General features: G+C 69.7%; 15 protein-coding genes, 1 tRNA gene and 1 pseudogene. 13 read left to right on the forward strand and 4 right to left on the reverse strand.

The window, feature by feature from the left end; translation table 11 throughout:
* The first annotated feature begins 82 nt into the window (after positions 1 to 82).
* From RX333_RS07240 to hisN, 5 genes are all read left to right on the forward strand, one after another.
* Positions 83 to 164 (forward strand) — tRNA-Leu (locus RX333_RS07240).
* Positions 165 to 230: 66 nt separating this feature from the next.
* Positions 231 to 746 (forward strand): hypothetical protein, encoded by a 516-nt coding sequence (locus RX333_RS07245; RefSeq protein ID WP_316014256.1) that lies wholly within the window; start codon positions 231 to 233, stop codon positions 744 to 746.
* A 414-nt stretch (positions 747 to 1,160) separates the two neighbouring features.
* The gene (gene typA / locus RX333_RS07250; protein ID WP_316014257.1) at positions 1,161 to 2,978 is read left to right on the forward strand and encodes a translational GTPase TypA; all 1,818 of its coding nucleotides are present in this window, start codon (positions 1,161 to 1,163) and stop codon (positions 2,976 to 2,978) included.
* Positions 2,979 to 3,257: 279 nt separating this feature from the next.
* Entirely contained in the window at positions 3,258 to 3,641 is a 384-nt protein-coding gene (locus tag RX333_RS07255) for a helix-turn-helix transcriptional regulator (RefSeq protein WP_316014258.1), read from the forward strand.
* Between the two features lie 64 nt (positions 3,642 to 3,705).
* Positions 3,706 to 4,503, forward strand: a complete 798-nt coding sequence (hisN, locus tag RX333_RS07260; protein WP_316014259.1) for a histidinol-phosphatase — start codon at positions 3,706 to 3,708, stop codon at positions 4,501 to 4,503.
* Between the two features lie 164 nt (positions 4,504 to 4,667).
* Here the strand turns inward: hisN and RX333_RS07265 are convergent, their stop codons facing one another.
* Entirely contained in the window at positions 4,668 to 5,615 is a 948-nt protein-coding gene (locus RX333_RS07265; protein ID WP_316014260.1) for an alpha/beta hydrolase, read from the reverse strand.
* Between the two features lie 5 nt (positions 5,616 to 5,620).
* Positions 5,621 to 5,914: an SCP2 sterol-binding domain-containing protein gene (locus tag RX333_RS07270; protein WP_316014261.1), complete on the reverse strand. Its 294-nt coding sequence runs from the start codon at positions 5,912 to 5,914 to the stop codon at positions 5,621 to 5,623.
* A gap of 71 nt (positions 5,915 to 5,985) precedes the next feature.
* Here RX333_RS07270 and RX333_RS07275 point away from each other — a divergent pair, with 71 nt between their 5' ends.
* The 6 genes from RX333_RS07275 to RX333_RS07300 all read left to right on the forward strand — a co-directional run bounded on the left by RX333_RS07275 (position 5,986) and on the right by RX333_RS07300 (position 12,116).
* Positions 5,986 to 6,531 (forward strand): tetratricopeptide repeat protein, encoded by a 546-nt coding sequence (locus tag RX333_RS07275; RefSeq protein ID WP_316014262.1) that lies wholly within the window; start codon positions 5,986 to 5,988, stop codon positions 6,529 to 6,531.
* Positions 6,532 to 6,555: 24 nt separating this feature from the next.
* Complete coding sequence (locus RX333_RS07280) at positions 6,556 to 9,555, forward strand: helicase-related protein (protein WP_316014263.1); 3,000 nt, start codon at positions 6,556 to 6,558, stop codon at positions 9,553 to 9,555.
* Positions 9,556 to 9,572: 17 nt separating this feature from the next.
* Positions 9,573 to 10,523 carry an asparaginase gene (locus tag RX333_RS07285; RefSeq protein WP_316014264.1) on the forward strand — a complete coding sequence of 317 codons (951 nt, stop codon included), beginning with the start codon at positions 9,573 to 9,575 and terminating at the stop codon, positions 10,521 to 10,523.
* Positions 10,520 to 10,897, forward strand: coding sequence for an RNA-binding S4 domain-containing protein (locus RX333_RS07290; protein WP_316014265.1), 378 nt, complete (start codon positions 10,520 to 10,522; stop codon positions 10,895 to 10,897). Before RX333_RS07285 ends, RX333_RS07290 begins: the two co-directional genes overlap by 4 nt.
* A 79-nt stretch (positions 10,898 to 10,976) precedes the next feature.
* Positions 10,977 to 11,315, forward strand: a complete 339-nt coding sequence (gene fdxA, locus RX333_RS07295) for a ferredoxin FdxA (RefSeq protein WP_316014266.1) — start codon at positions 10,977 to 10,979, stop codon at positions 11,313 to 11,315.
* Between the two features lie 291 nt (positions 11,316 to 11,606).
* The gene (locus tag RX333_RS07300; protein WP_316014267.1) at positions 11,607 to 12,116 is read left to right on the forward strand and encodes a CarD family transcriptional regulator; all 510 of its coding nucleotides are present in this window, start codon (positions 11,607 to 11,609) and stop codon (positions 12,114 to 12,116) included.
* A 50-nt stretch (positions 12,117 to 12,166) separates the two neighbouring features.
* Here RX333_RS07300 and cobS read toward each other — a convergent pair whose 3' ends face one another.
* Positions 12,167 to 12,928 (reverse strand): adenosylcobinamide-GDP ribazoletransferase, encoded by a 762-nt coding sequence (gene cobS / locus RX333_RS07305; protein WP_316014268.1) that lies wholly within the window; start codon positions 12,926 to 12,928, stop codon positions 12,167 to 12,169.
* A gap of 85 nt (positions 12,929 to 13,013) precedes the next feature.
* Between cobS and cobT the strand changes: the two genes are divergently transcribed.
* A complete protein-coding gene (gene cobT / locus RX333_RS07310) occupies positions 13,014 to 14,024 on the forward strand; it encodes a nicotinate-nucleotide--dimethylbenzimidazole phosphoribosyltransferase (RefSeq protein WP_316014269.1) in 1,011 nt (336 codons plus the stop codon).
* Between the two features lie 10 nt (positions 14,025 to 14,034).
* Here the strand turns inward: cobT and RX333_RS07315 are convergent, their stop codons facing one another.
* Entirely contained in the window at positions 14,035 to 15,273 is a 1,239-nt protein-coding gene (locus RX333_RS07315) for an FAD-binding oxidoreductase (protein ID WP_316014270.1), read from the reverse strand.
* A 283-nt stretch (positions 15,274 to 15,556) separates the two neighbouring features.
* Between RX333_RS07315 and RX333_RS07320 the strand changes: the two are divergent.
* Positions 15,557 to 15,926: pseudogene (locus RX333_RS07320) on the forward strand (WYL domain-containing protein); the annotation flags it as partial.

Consider the following 15,926-nt stretch of genomic DNA (forward strand, 5'->3'; position numbering starts at 1 on the left):
AGCGGTAGCAGCGCGCCGCGGCGAAGTCCATGCGATTGCGCGTTGACCGCGCGCGCGCGGGCGGCTAGGCGAAAGGGGCGTTGCCCGCGTGGCGGAATTGGTAGACGCAGCGGATTCAAAATCCGCCGCCGCGAGGCTTGCCGGTTCGAGTCCGGCCGCGGGTACGCATGTTAACGGTTTGTTCTTCTCCGGCGCCGATGGTGAGTCGCATCGGATGGAGGAGAATCCCCATGACAGTGAGAGAGATTACCATGCCGGCGCTCGCAGCGGGGACGCGGATGCACGTCTTGCTGGTGGAGCCCTCGGCGCGGCGCGCGACCGACCTGTGCCGGGCGCTGCGCGCGGCCGGGATCCGGGTGCGCTGGGCGGATGGCGTCGACGCCGCCGGGCAGCATCTGGGCGGCTTTCGCTTCGATGTGGTAGTCGCGCCCGAACCGCTCCTGTCGATGCTGGGCGATTTGGGCAATGTCCGGGGGATCGCGGTTGGCGATCACGGTCGGGGGGCCGGGCTTCGTGCCGAAGCCTCCGCGCTGGTCGATGCGATCCGCGGGGCCGAGATCGTCTCGCTGCCCTGCGCCACGCGGTCCGAGCGCGCCAGGGCCCGGCTGCGTCTGCTGCGCGACACGCTCGCCCGGGAGGGCCCGCAAGGCAGGGGGGCGATCGCGGTGTTGCCACGGGCGCCCGGCTATGCGGACCGGCTGGGCGACGGGGTGGGACGGATGCTCGCGCGCCAGCATGGTGCCTGAGGGCGGGCAAGGCGGTTGGTGGCGGCTGAGCGGACTAAAGCGTAGGCGCGACAACAGGCGCGCGCGGGCGCAGGAGAGCGGTGCGGGGTCGTCCGATGGCCGGCGGGTTTGCACGCCGAAGAGCGGTGCCGGGTCGTCCGACGGCCGGAGGGCGCGGGTGCCGAAGAGCCGTGCGAAGATGACCGGCGGGCGCGGGTGCCAAGGAGCCGTGCGAAGGCGGCCGATGCCGGGCGGGCGAGAGTATCGCAGGACGCTGCCGGGGCCGCCGATTGCGGGTCGGTGTCGATGACGCTGCGGCGCGGGGCGAGCCCTGCGCGGGCTGCATGGCGCCTGCCATGCCCGTGGGGGTGGCTTTCCGTGCGGAAATGATGTTGAACGCGCGCAACTGTTTCCCGCACCGATCGGACGCCCCCCATGGACCTTCGCAATATTGCGATCATCGCGCATGTCGACCACGGCAAGACCACCCTCGTCGACGAACTCCTCAAGCAATCGGGCGCCTTCCGCGCCAACCAGGCCGTCGCGGAGCGCGCGATGGATTCCAACGATCTGGAGCGGGAGCGGGGGATCACCATCCTCGCCAAGGCGACCAGCGTCGAGTGGAAGGACACGCGGATCAACATCGTCGACACCCCCGGTCACGCCGATTTCGGCGGCGAGGTGGAGCGGATCCTGTCGATGGTGGACGGCGTGGTGCTGCTGGTCGACGCGGCCGAGGGGCCGATGCCGCAGACCAAGTTCGTGACCTCCAAGGCGCTGGCGCTGGGGCTGCGGCCGATCGTGGTGCTCAACAAGGTCGACAAGCCCGATGCGGAGCCGGACCGGGCGCTGGACGAGGTATTCGACCTCTTCGCCAATCTCGACGCGGATGAGGAGCAGCTCGACTTCCCGGTCATGTACGCCTCGGGCCGGTCGGGCTGGGCGGATCGGGACCTGGACGGCCCGCGCGAGAATCTCGACGCGCTCTACGAGCTGATCATCGAGCACGTGCCCGCGCCGAAAGTGCTGGAGAACCGCGACCAGCCGTTTTCCATGCTGGCGACCACGCTGGGTGGCGACAGCTTCCTCGGCCGCATCCTGACGGGCCGGATCGAGACCGGCACGCTGAAGACCGGGCAGCAGATCAAGGCGCTGAGCCGCGAGGGGAAGGAGATCGAGCGGTTCCGCGTGTCGAAGATCCTCGCATTCCGTGGCCTCTCGCAACAGCCGATCGACGAGGCGCAGGCGGGGGACATCGTCTCCATCGCCGGGATGAGCAAGGCGACGGTGGCCGATACGCTGTGCGACCCGGCGGTCAGCGCCGCGATCCCCGCGCAGCCCATCGACCCGCCGACCATCACCGTGACCTTCGGTATCAATGACAGCCCGCTCGCCGGGCAGGACGGCGACAAGGTGCAGAGCCGCGTCATCCGCGACCGCCTGATGAAGGAGGCGGAGTCCAACGTCGCGATCAAGGTAACGGACACGCCGGGCGGCGAGGCCTTCGAGGTCGCGGGTCGCGGCGAATTGCAGATGGGCGTGCTGATCGAGAACATGCGCCGCGAGGGCTTCGAGCTGAGCGTCAGCCGCCCGCAGGTGCTGTTCCGCGAGGAGGACGGCCAGCGGCTGGAGCCGGTGGAGGAAGTCACCGTCGACGTGGACGAGGAATATTCCGGTGTCGTGGTCGAGAAGCTGGCCGTGCGCAAGGGCGAGCTGCAGGAAATGCGCACCGCGGGCGGTGGCAAGACGCGGATCGTGGCGACCGTGCCGAGCCGCGGCCTGATCGGCTATCACGGCGAGTTCCTGACCGATACGCGCGGGACGGGCGTACTCAACCGCGTGTTCCATTCCTGGGCGCCGTTCAAGGGTGCGATCCCCGGCCGGCGCCAAGGCGTGCTGATCTCGATGGAGACTGGGACCAGCGTGCCTTACGCGATCTTCAACCTGGAGGATCGGGGCAAGTTCTTCATCGGGTCGGGCGAGAAGGTCTATCAGGGCATGATCCTGGGCGAGCACAGCCGCGACAACGATCTGGAGGTCAACCCGCTGAAAGGCAAGAAGCTGACCAACGTGCGCGCCAGCGGCAAGGACGACGCGGTCGTTCTGACCCCGCCCGTCCGGATGAGCCTGGAAGAGGCGATCGCCTATATCGACAATGACGAGCTGGTGGAGGTGACGCCGAATGCGATCCGCCTGCGCAAGCGTCATCTCGACCCGCACGAGCGCAAGCGCGCATCGCGCGCGGCGAGCTGAGGCACAACCTAGGCGCGCAGCTTTCGCAAAATGCAAACACCCAATGGTTGTTTGCATTTTGCGAAGCAAATTGCGCATATGAACGCGAATGATTGTGGCGAAAAGGTGCGCTCGCCTCGTGCGTGTGGCAGCGGGATACCCTCGCGTGATCGCGTAGGTTGAGTACAAAAGGTTAACGCAATTTTAACATTGCCTTTTTTTGCCATATTCCGGGCTTGGCACGATCCTTGCATCTACGAGGGTGGTTTGGGGAAACCGCGAGTAGATGGGACAAGAAGAATGAAACACCCTGTAGATGTACACGTCGGCAAACGCATCCGTCACCGTCGCTGGATGGTGGGCATGACCCAGCAGCAGCTGGGCGACAAGGTCGGCATCAAGTTCCAGCAGATCCAGAAATACGAAACCGGCATGAACCGCGTCAGCGCCTCGCGCCTGTGGGACATCGCGCATGCGATGGACGTGTCGATCGGCTTCTTCTTCGAGGGGCTTGACGAGGATCAGCGCGAGGCGGCGATGGCCGGCATGGAAGGCATGCAGGACAAGGGCGACCTGATGGTCGACCGCGAGGCGCAGGAGCTGGTCCGCTCCTACTACTCGATCCCCGAAGAGCAGCGCCGTCGGCTGTTCGATCTGGCGCGGGTCCTGTCCGACGTCGCTTGACGCATTCCCGCTCGCGTGAAATCCCGGCGCCGTGACGGATGGCGCCGGGAGGGACTTGCACGCGATGGACGACGTTCTGAAAGCCGAGCTGCGCGACTGCGCCCACGCGATGGCGGATGCGGCGCGCGCGGCGATCCTGCCGCTGTTCCGCAGTGCAGACCTTTCCGCCGACAACAAGGATGCCGCCGGGTTCGACCCGGTCACGCAGGCCGACCGTGCGGCGGAGCGGGCGATGCGGGCCGTGCTCGCCGAGCGCCGCCCCGAGGACGGGATCGAGGGCGAGGAGGAGGCGAATGTCACCTCGAAGTCCGGTTTGACCTGGGTGCTCGATCCGATCGACGGGACGCGGGCCTTTCTGGCCGGAACGCCGAGCTGGGGGGTCTTGATCGGATTGAACGACGGCGGCGCGCCGTTCTTCGGGATGATCGACCAGCCCTATATCGAGGAGCGGTTCGTCGGCGGACTGGGACGTGCCGAATTGAAGAAGGGCGGGTTCTCGCGGCCTCTCGCGACGCGTGCGACCTCGGCGCTGTCGGAGGCGATCGTGATGACGACCTTCCCCGAGGTCGGCACGGAGGAGGAGGGCGCGGCCTTCGCGCGGGTCGCGCGGCAGGCGCGGTTGGTGCGCTACGGGCTCGATTGCTATGCCTACGGGCTGGTGGCGCTGGGGACAGTGGATCTGGTGATCGAGGCGGGGTTGCAGCCCTACGACATCCAGGGGCCGATGGCCGTGGTCGAGGCGGCGGGCGGAATCGTCACGGACTGGCAGGGTGGTCCGGCGCATCGCGGCGGCCGGGTGATCGCGGCGGCGAACCGGGAGGTTCATGCGGCGGCGATGGAGGTTTTGAACGCGGCGGGCTGACCGCGCGAAGTCAAGGCGAAGCCGCCGCGCATCGCCGGGCCGCACCCATGGCGCGGCGATTTGGTTGAGGCAGGGGCGACGTGGGTCGGTCATACGGACTTGGCTGACATAAAGTGCCACGCTCCAAACGAAGATCGCCGCGCCGCGGCCCCGCGATGCGCGGCTCAGACCTCAGCCGCGGCGATGGCCTCGCATTTTTGGATATGGGTCTCTATGGCGCTCCAGAACTGGTCCTGAAGGGCTGGGGTCTCCATGAAGAGCTCGTGCCGCGCACCGTCGAGCGGGAGGAAGGCGCCGACCGGTGCGCGTTCCAGCTGCGAGACGACGTCGGAATAGGCCACGACCGTCTCGTCCGTGCCGCAGCCGGCGAGCATCGGGACGGGGGGCAGGTCCTCGTTGTAGAGCGCGGCCATCTCGTCGAAGGCGGCGGCGAGCCAGCCGACGGAGGGCGGGCCGAGATCGAGGTCGGGCACCTCGCGCACCAGCATTCGCATCCGGGCGTATTGCTCGGGGTCGGTGGTCAGCGGGTTGCCCTCGTAGCTTTCGAGCTTCACGTGCTTGGCCCCGCGCGCGCCGGGAGCATAGTCCTGCCCGCGCCCGAAGGTGCGCAGCATCCGCACGGCGAAGGGCGCGACGGCGCCTTGCACGGCGGGCAGGTGCAGGCCCCACATCGGGGCGGAGAAGGTCGCGGAGATCACCGGCAACCCGCGGATCAGCGCCCGCAGGCCGATGCAGCCGCCCATCGAATGGGCGAAGAGGTGCAGCGGGCGGGGCAGCGAGGCCGCGACCTGCATCATCAGCTCGACGTCCTGCTGGTACTCGTCGAAATGCTCGACATGGCCAAGCTCGGTCGTGCCGTGGATGCGGGTCGAGAGGCCCTGTCCGCGCCAGTCGATGCACACGACCGCGAAGCCCATGCCGATCAGGCGGGCGATGGTCAGGCCGTATTTCTCGATGAATTCGGTGCGGCCGGGCATCAGCAGCACGGTGCCGCGGGTTCCGCCCTCCCAATGGGCGACGCGGATGCGCGTGCCGTCGCGGGCGGTCAGGAATTGCGCGATGCCCCCGGCGGGGGCATCGGCGAGCGTGTCGTGAAGGGGCGCTATCTCCAAGGCGATCAGCCGAGGACCGAGCCGAGCTTCATGGCGAGGCCCATGTCGCCATCGACCTTGAGCTTGCCGCCCATGAAGGCGGAGGTCGGGTTCAGCTCGCCCGACAGGATGTCCTGGAAGGTGTCGGCATCCGAGGTCAGCGTGCAGTCCGCTTCGCCGTCTTCCTCGCGCACGCCGTCGCCGTCGACCATGATCGCGCCTTCGTCCTCGATCACGAATTTGACGGAACCGCCGTCAAAGCCGTCTTCGCCGATCTTCTCACGCAGGGCGGTGACGGCCAGGTCGGTGATGGTGCTCATGGGGCTATCCTCTCGATATTGGGAGCGAGGCGGGCCTCGCATTTGAAATTTCCGGTGTTACCTTAGTGGTCATGAGACGAGTATCAATCGCCCTTGCAAGCCTTGCCGTGGCGTTAGGCCTCGCCGGACCGGCGGCCGCGCAGGAGCGGACGCTGCCCGAATTGCTGGCGGAACTGTCGCAGCCCGAGGCGCGCGACGTGGACGGGCTGGTCGCGGAGATCTATCGCCGGTGGTCGCGCTCCGGCAGCCGGTCGATGGACCTGCTGGTCGCGCGCGGACAATCGGCGCTGGAAATGGGCGACGCGCGCCGGGCGGTCGAGCATTTCTCGGCCGCGATCGAGAACGCCCCGGAATTCGCAGAAGCCTGGAACGGGCGCGCGACCGCCTGGTACGTTCAGGGCGAATACGGGTTGAGCCTTGCGGACATCCGGGTCACGCTGGCGCTGAACCCGCAGCATTTCGGTGCGCTGACGGGACTGGGACTGATTCTCGAGGAGACCGGCGACCTGGCGCGCGCCTATCGCGCCTTCCGCATGGCCGAAGCCATCAACCCGCACCAGCCTGCTGTGGACGCAGCACTCGACCGGCTGTCGCGGATCCTGGGCTCCGAAGCCTGACACCTTCCTCTCTCGGCGAGATTCATGACCCGCGACCGCACCGTGACGGCCGTTCTCGGCCCCACCAATACCGGCAAGACCCATTACGCGATCGAGCGGATGCTGGGCCATCGCAACGGGATCATGGGATTCCCGCTGCGCCTGCTGGCGCGGGAGGTCTATGACCGGATCGTCGCGCTGCGCGGCCCGTCGGTCGTGGCCCTGCTGACGGGGGAGGAGCGGATCGTGCCGCCGCGCGCGGCCTACTGGATCTGCACGGTGGAGGCGATGCCGCCCATGGCGCTCGACTTCCTCGCCGTGGACGAGATCCAGCTCTGCGCCGATCCGGACCGGGGCTATGTGTTCACCGACCGGCTGCTGAACGCGCGAGGCCTGCACGAGACGCTGTTCCTCGGCGCGGACACGATGCGCGAGCGCATTCGCAACCTGATCCCGGAGGCGCGCTTCGTCCGGCGCGAGCGGCTGTCGCGGCTGACTTACGTGGGCGTGAAGAAAACGAGCCGGATGCCGCCGCGCTCGGCCATCGTCGGGTTCTCGGTCGACGGGGTCTACGCGATGGCGGAGCTGTTGCGCCGTCAGAAGGGCGGGGCGGCGGTGGTGATGGGCGCGCTAAGCCCGCGCACGCGCAATGCGCAGGTTGCGCTCTACCAGAACGGGGACGTGGATCATCTGGTCGCGACGGATGCGATCGGGATGGGGCTGAACCTCGACGTGAGCCACGTCGCCTTCGCGGGCACGATGAAGTTCGACGGGCGGCGGTTCCGGCATCTGATGCCGAACGAGCTGGCGCAGATCGCGGGGCGGGCGGGACGCTATACCAACGATGGCACCTTCGGCACGACCGGCGAGGCGGAGCCGCTGGACCCGGACGTGGCCGAGGCGATCGAGGAGCATCGCTTCGCCCCGATCCGGCGGCTGCAGTGGCGCAACTCCGACCTCGCCTTCGGATCGGTGCCGCAGCTGATCCAGTCGCTGGAGGTCTCGCCGAACATTCCCGACCTTCAGCGCGCGCGCGAGGCGGACGACATGATCGCGTTGCGCACGCTGTGGGCCCTGCCCGAGATGCAGGACCGGGTGCGCGGCGGGCCGGAGGTGCGGCTGCTGTGGGACGTGTGCCAGGTGCCCGATTTCCGCAAGGTCGCGCCGAACGAGCATGCGAGTTTGCTGGCGGGGCTGCACGGCTTCCTGCACGAGGGCGGGACGATCCCCGACGACTGGCTGGCGCAGCGTGTGCGCCGCATCGACAAGGTGCAGGGCGACATCGACGCGCTGTCCAAGCGGCTCGCCTTCGTGCGGACCTGGACCTATGTCGCGCAGCGGAAGGGCTGGGTGAGCGATCCCGAGCATTGGCGCGGGGAGACCCGTGCGGTAGAAGACCGCCTGTCGGACGCGCTCCATGCCGCGCTGACGCAACGATTCGTCGATCGGCGCACGAGTGTCCTCATGCGCCGGTTGAAGCAGAAGGAGGGCCTCGTGGCCGACGTCAACGACAAGGGTGAAGTCAGCGTGGAGGGCCAGTTCGTCGGCCGCCTCGCCGGGTTCCGGTTCCATCTCGACCAGACCGCCAGCGCCGAGGAGGCGAAGACGCTGCGCTCCGCCGCGCTGGCCGCGCTGCAGCCGCAATACAACCTCGCCTCGGACCGGTTCTACAACGCCCCCGACAAGGAGATCGACGTCACCGAGCAGGGCGGCCTGATGTGGGGCGAGCACGCGGTGGGCAAGCTGGTGAAGGGCGCGGATGCGCTGAACCCGCAGGTCGAGGTCTTCGTCGATGACGAGGCGGGGGCGGAGGTCGCCGAGAAGGTGCGCCGTCGTCTCGGCCACTGGATCGAGCGGCGGGTGACCGCGCTGTTCGAGCCGCTGATCGCGCTGCGCGACGACGAGGCGCTGACGGGGCTCGCCCGCGGGATCGCCTACCGGATCGTGGAGAACATGGGCGTGCTGCCGCGCGCCGAAGTGGCGGGCGACGTGAAGTCGCTGGAGCAGGACGCGCGGGCGCTGCTGCGCAAGCATGGCGTGCGCTTCGGGCAGTTCACGCTGTTCCAGCCCCTGCTGCTGAAGCCCGCGCCGACGCGGCTGCGACTGGTGCTGTGGAGCCTGGCGCAGGGGCTCGACGAGTTTCCCGAGGCGCCGCCGCCGGGTCTGGTGACGGTGCCCGCGGTCGCGGATGCGCCCGAAGGGTACTATCCGATGGCCGGCTACCGGCTGGCGGGCGCACGGGCGATCCGCATCGACATGCTGGAACGGCTGGCCGACATGATCCGCGGGCAGGACACGCGGGCCGGGTTCGAGGGGACGGCGGACATGCTGTCGATCACCGGCCTGACGTTGGAGCAGTTCGCGGATCTGATGGGTGGCCTCGGTTACAAGGCGGAGCGGGGCGAGCGGCCCAAGGTGAAGGCCGTGGCCCCTGCCGAGGGCATCGCCGATGCGCTGGACCCGGATGCGGCGGTGGTCGCCGAACCGGCGGAGCAGTCGGCCGAGCCGGTGGCGGATGCGATCCCGCCCGACGCCCATCCGGCGAGCGTCGCCGTGGCCGACAGTGTGCCGGGCGCGCCTGACGCGCCGCAGCCGGGCGTGCCGGAGGCCCCGCAGCCCGACCTGCCGGACGAGACGCCGCCCGCGACGCCGGAGGAGGCTCCGCAGCCCGACATCCCCGATCCCGTAACCCCGCCGCAGGAGGCGCCGGGCGACATGCCCGAGGAGGCCCCCGCCGATACGCCGGACAAGGCCGCGGACGAGGTCGAGGTGTTCTACACCTTCACCTGGGCGCCGCGCGGACGCGGCAATCGCGATGCAGGTAACCGGGGTCGCGGCGGCCAACAGGATGGGCAGCGCGACGGCCAGAACCGCGGCAAGCGCGGTGGCAAGCCGAACGGCAAGGGCGGCGGCAAGCCCGGCCGGGCCGAGCGCAAGGGCGGCGGCAAGCCGCAGACCCACAGCGCCCGCCCGCCGCGCAAGGAAAAGCCGGTCGATCCCGACAATCCCTTCGCCGCGCTGATGGCGCTGAAGGACAAGGGCTGAGCACCGGGGCGGCGCGCATGGGGCGCTCGGTCTGCATCCTCCATACCGGCGGCACGATCGGCATGGCGCCGGGGCCTTCGGGCCTCGCGCCCGTAGCCGGGTTCGAGGACCGGGTGCGCGCGCTGATGCCGAACGGGGAGTTCGGCTGGCGCGAGCTGGCGCCGCTGCTCGACAGCTCCGCCATGATGCCCGCCGACTGGCAGCGGATCGCGGCGGCGGTGCGGGAGGCGGTGGGCGGCTACGACGCGGTGGTCGTCCTGCATGGCAGCGACACGCTGGCCTGGACCGGAGCGGCGCTGTCCTTCCTGCTGAGCGACCTTGCAGCACCCGTGGTGCTGACGGGCTCGATGGTGCCCTTGGGGGGTAAGGAGAGCGACGCGCCCGCGAACCTGGCGCTTGCACTGCATGTCGCGCGGACCATGCCGGGCGGCGGCGTGCGGATCGCCTTCGGGCGGCGCGTCATGCGCGGGACGCGCGCGATCAAGGTGGACGCGGGCCGGGCCGAGGCGTTCGACGCCCCCTCCGATCGCGGGTTCGACTGGCGCGAGGTCGGGGAGGAGCCTGCCACGGCACGGCATGACGATCTGGCACCTGTGGGGGTGGTCACGCTGCATCCCGGTGCGGGGCGCGCGCCGCTCGACGGACATGCCGGGTGGCCGGGATTGGTGGTCGAGGCGTTCGGTTCGGGCAACATGCCGGGGCAGGGATCCGACTGGCACGCGGGCCTCGCCGCCCTGCGCGCGCGCGGCACGGAGATCGCGGTGGTCACGCAATGCCTGCGCGGCGCGGTCGCGGCGGGGACCTATGCGGCGGGGGCGAGCGTGGCCGATCTGGGGATGATCCCTTGCGGCGACATGACGACGCAGGCGGCGGCGGCGAAGCTTGCCTGGCTGCTGGCGCAGGGCTTGCGCGGCACGGCGCTGGCCGAGGCGATGCGCCGCCCGGTGGTCGGCGAGATCTCGGCATGAGCGAGGCCGGCCCGACGATCCGGGTGGACAAGTGGCTGTGGCACGCACGCTTCTTCAAGACGCGCTCCCTCGCTGCGAAGATCGTGCAAGGGCCTGGGGTGCGCATCAATGGCGTGCGGGTCTCGAAGCCCGCCTCGCCGGTGCGGGCGGGGGACGTGCTGACCTTCGCCAAGGACGATCACGTCAGGGTGATTCGCGTCGAAGGCTTGGGCGAACGGCGCGGCCCCGCGCCCGAGGCGCAGGCGCTCTATACCGATCTCGACCCGCCGCAGCCGCGCGAACGGCAGACACCCGAGGACAGGGTCGGCGGTCGGCCCACCAAGAAGGACCGCCGTGCCACGGATGCGCTGAAATCGGGGACCGAGTCCTCTTGATCGCGGACGGCCTTGCGCCGGTCGGCAACCGGGTCTAAGTGCCGTCCGGACGGATGCCGAAGCGAGAGGACTTTGACCGATGACCTATGTCGTGACCGACAACTGCATCGCCTGCAAGTACACCGATTGCGTCGAGGTCTGCCCCGTGGACTGCTTCTACGAGGGGGAGAACATGCTGGTCATCCATCCCGACGAATGCATCGATTGCGGCGTGTGCGAGCCCGAATGCCCCGCCGACGCCATCCGGCCCGACACCGAGCCGGACATGGAGAAATGGGTGGAGTTCAACCGCAAATACTCCGAGGCCTGGCCGGTCATCATCACCAAGAAGGACCAGTTGCCTGACGCCGAGGCGCTGGACGGCACGCCCAACAAGCTCGAGACCCACTTCTCCGAGGCACCCGGCGAGGGGGGCTGACGCCCTCGACGGACGGTTGACGCATCGCCGCGGGTGGTGCAACCATGAGTAGAACGGCGGATTTGTCGCGAATATGCGCGAAATCCCGCCCATGCACGTGCGTCCGCAAATTGAAAATGCGGGCCGGATGTGTTATATCTCCGACATATATGGTGCAGCGGCGTCCTTCGGGTCGGCGCGTTTGCGTGCCTCTCACACTGCGTGGACAGGGACAATCGGGCGGATCGGGGTCGAGCCGCCGGGATATCCCTTTCGCTGCGTGAGGCGCGACTGGAAAAGGATCGGATCGACATGAGCAAGGCCAAAGGCAGCGAATTCAGCCCCAACGACTACATCGTCTACCCCGCCCACGGCGTCGGCCAGATCACGGCGGTCGAGGAGCAGGAGATCGCGGGCATCAAGATGGAGCTGTTCGTCATCTCCTTCGCCAAGGACAAGATGACCCTGCGCGTGCCCACCGCCAAGGCGCAGAGCGTCGGGATGCGGTCGCTCTCCTCGCCCGATATCGTCGACAAGGCACTGGAAACGCTGAAGGGCCGGGCCCGCGTGAAGAAGGCGATGTGGTCGCGCCGCGCCCAGGAATACGAGCAGAAGATCAATTCCGGCGACCTGATCTCGATCGCCGAGGTCGTGCGCGACCTGCATCGCAGCGACGATCAGCGCGAGCAGTCCTATTCGGAGCGGCAGCTCTACGAGCAGGCGATGGAGCGTCTGACGCGCGAGGTCGCGGCCGTCGACGGCTCGGGCGAGGACGCAGCACAGGCCAAGGTGGACGACCTGCTGACGGCCCGCGCGGCCTGAGGCGTCACGTTCGACGAAGAAAGGGCCGCCCCCATCCGGGGCGGCTTTTTTCATGCGAGGATGGCGGTGGCGGCGACCAGCATCCCGATCTCGAAGCCTTGTTGGACCGCGCCGAGCACGTCGCCGGTCTGCCCGCCGAGGCGGCGACTCGCGTAAGCCGCCATCAGGGTGGCGAGTGCCGCGCCCGGCAGTAGGGCGAGAACCAGCCAGCCACCGGGCAGGGTGAGCAGCAGGGCGATCGCACAGGCGATGAGCGTGGTTCGCAGCGGGGGGCGACCCGAGGCGGCGGACAGCCCGTCGCGCGCAGGGGGCAGGGCGCGCATCGCCACGAGCATCGCGGCGCGGGAGGCGGCGGCGCCGCCGACCAGCACGGCGAGGAAAGTCCAGCCGTCGAGGCTCGCCAGCGCCTGCCAACGCAGGCCGATCGCGAGCACGAGGGCCACCGCGCCGAAGGCTCCGACGCGGCTGTCTTTCATGATTTCGAGCGCCCGGTCGCGCGGCGCGCCGGAGCCGAGGCCATCGGCGCAATCGGCCAGGCCGTCCTCGTGCAGCGCGCCGGTCGCGAGGATGCTCAGCGTGATCGCGATCCCCGCACAGACCGGCATCGGCATTCCGAGCGCGGCCAGGGCCAGCGACGGCAGCCCGGCGAGAAGTGCGACGGTCGCGCCGACCAGCGGCCAGGCCCAGCCCGCCTCCGCCCCGCGCGCCCCGGCGCGGGCATGATCGACCGGCACGGGCAGGCGGGTCAGCAGGCCGAACCCGGCGGCGATGTCGTGCAGCTGGAACGCGCCGTCGCGTCGCGTGTCGGTCAAGGGGGCCTCCGCGTCTCATTCGCGCTTGGCGCGTTCGGTCGGGGATGGTTATGCCTTGGGCCGGACGCAACGCCAAGGATGCCAGATGACCGATTTTCCAGACAGCCTCGCCGGACTTGCCGACTTTCTCAGCCGCGCGCCCGATGCGGACCTCGGCGCGCGGGACGCGGCAGTCGCGCGGGACGCGGTGCTGACCAAGCCGCCGGGCGCGCTGGGACGGCTGGAGGAGATCGCGGTCTGGTATGCGGGCTGGCGCGGACAGGCGGCCCCGCGGGTCGAGGCGCCGCAGATCATCGTGTTCGCGGGCAATCACGGGGTGGTGGCACAGGGCGTATCCGCCTTCCCGGCGGAGGTCACGGTGCAGATGGTCGGCAACTTCGAGGCCGGGGGGGCTGCGATCAATCAGCTCGCCCGTGATGCGGGCGCGCGGCTGGACGTCATCGCGCTCGATCTCGACCGACCCACGGCCGATTTCACGCAAGGCCCCGCGATGAGCGAGGCGGAGTGCCTCTCGGCCATCCAGACGGGTTGGGCGGCGGTGGCCGAGGGCACCGACCTCGTGGTCGTGGGCGAGATGGGCATCGGCAACACGACCTCGGCCGCGGGACTCGCGGCGGCGTTGCTCGGCGGCGGCGGTGCGGGCTGGGTGGGTCGCGGCACCGGTGTCACGGATGAAGGATTGGCCCGGAAGGCGGACGCGGTGGACCGGGGGCTCGCCGCCAATCCCGGCCGCGCGCCATTGGAGGTGCTGGCAGCCTTGGGCGGGCGCGAGATCGCGGCAATGGCGGGGGCGATGGCGGCGGCCCGGATACGCCGCGTTCCGGTCGTGCTCGACGGGTTCATCTGCTGCTCGGCCGCGCTGGTGCTGCATGCGCTGTCGCCGGGTCTGCTCGACCATGCGGTCGCGGGGCACCGCTCGGCCGAAGGGGCGCATGGCCGGATGCTGGAGGCGATGGGCAAGGTTCCGCTGCTCGACCTCGGCCTGCGGCTGGGCGAGGGCTCGGGCGCGGCGCTGGCAATCCATGTGGTGCGCGCGGCGCTGGCCTGTCATTCGGGGATGGCGACCTTCGCCGAAGCCGGGGTGGCCGACGGCTGAGCCGCCGGGATCAGAGCGCGCGCAGCAGCTTGTGCGCGGCGAGGGCCGCGGTCAGCGCCGGACCTTCGACGAGCGGCCACCAGCCCGGTTCGGGACGGGAGAGCGGCACCGGCGGTGGGGTGCCGTTCACGATGTGATCGGCGATGGCCTTGCCGAACACGGTTCCGGGGCCGATGCCGCGCCCGCTATAGCCCATCGGCGCATAGAGTCCCTCGGCGAGGTGCAGGATGCGGGGCAGCTTGTCCGGCGTCATGCCGATGCGTCCGTGCCACGCGCTCTCCCACCGGATGCGACCGAGGCCGGGCAGCAGCCGGGCGAGCGTCCGGTCCCCCCAGCGGCGGGTCAGCGCGCCGAGGTCGCGACCCATCGAGCCGAGGATCATCCGGCCCGCGCGGTCGCGGCGCAGCGAGACCATCACCTTGTCCGTGGTCCACAAGCCTTCGCCGCCGGGCAGTACGTGGGCCGCCCGCTCTCCCAGCGGTTCGGAGGCAAGCTGGAAATAGGCGAGGTCGGTCTGGCAACGGGCGAGCGCGGGCCACAGCCTGCCGCCATAGGTGTCGGTGGCGAGGATCACGTTCCGGGCGCGCGTGGGTCCACTTGCGGTGGTGATCCGCCAGCCATCCTCGCAGCGGTCGAGCTTCGTGACCGGCATGTGGGTGGAGATCGTCGCCCCCGCCGCCCGTGCCGCGCGGGCGAGGCCGTGGGCATAGGCCGCGGGGGCGATGGTGCCCGCGCGCGGGTCGAACAGCCCCGCGCAGAAGCGGTCGGACCCCGTTCTGGCGGTCATCTCGTGTTGGTCCAGCAGGCGCACGGGCACGTCGCGGGCCTGCCAGTCAGCCGCGCGGCGGCGCAGGTCGGCCGCGCCGCTTCGGTCGGTCGCGGCGTGGAGCGTGCCCTCCCGCGTCGCCTCGCAGCGGATCTGGTGACGCTCGATGAGGGAGAAGACGAGATCGGGCGCGGCCGAGAGCGCGTCGATCAGACCCTCCGCCACATCGGGGCCGAGCTTCGCCGCGATGGCGTCGGGCGGGGTCCACAGGCCCGCGTTGACGAGGCCGACATTCCGGCCCGAGGCGCCGTGGCCGATTTCGCGGGCCTCGAAGACATGGCACGCGGTGCCATGACCGGCCAGGTGCAGCGCGGCGGACAGCCCGGAATAGCCCGCGCCCACGATCCCGACGTCCACCTGAGCGGGAGAAGCGTCGCGCGCGGTGGCGGGCTCTTCGCTCATTTCGTGCCACAGGCTGCTCATCGGATCGGCGCCTCCCTCGCGCAAGGTTTGCAGGCGGGATCGGCGGCTGGCAAGCGGAGTGGTGGGGGCGGGCCGGAAAGTCTCTGACCTGCGGGCCGAAGCGGTGCCATCCGGTGTCGATGCGCACGTCCGCGCGGCATTCGCGGTGGACAGCGTTCGGGTGCGTCGGGTCTGATACGGGGCTGTGAGAACCTGTGGCGAAGAGGGCTTTTGCGGATCGAACCGATGACGACATGGAAGGCCTGTTCCGAGCGCAGCCAGAGGCGGAGGCGCGGCCGCTGAGATGTATGCGAAGGCCACCGATCTGCTGCGGCTCGCCGATCTCGCCTACGGGCGTCATTCGGGCGTGTCACTCACCGAGATACAGGCGGAATTCGGCGTGGTGGAGCGCACGGCGCGGCGCATGGTCGATGCGCTGAAGGCGGCGTTCCCTCATGCGGTGACGGTCGTGGAGAGCGAGGACCGGCGGCATCGGTGGAAGCTGTCGGACGTGCCGCTCGCACGGCTGCGCCTGCACGGCGCGCAGGAGCTGGAAGCGCTGGAGACGGCGATCGCCGCGCTCGGCGGCCGCGGCGATGCGATCGCGGCGCGGCACCTGCGCGGGTTGCGCGACCGGCTGGTCGCCGCGATGCCAAGTCGGATCGTAGCCATGT

It is taken from the genome of Roseobacter sp. HKCCA0434 (assembly GCF_032464675.1).
In the GTDB taxonomy this organism is placed as follows: Bacteria; Pseudomonadota; Alphaproteobacteria; order Rhodobacterales; family Rhodobacteraceae; genus Pontivivens.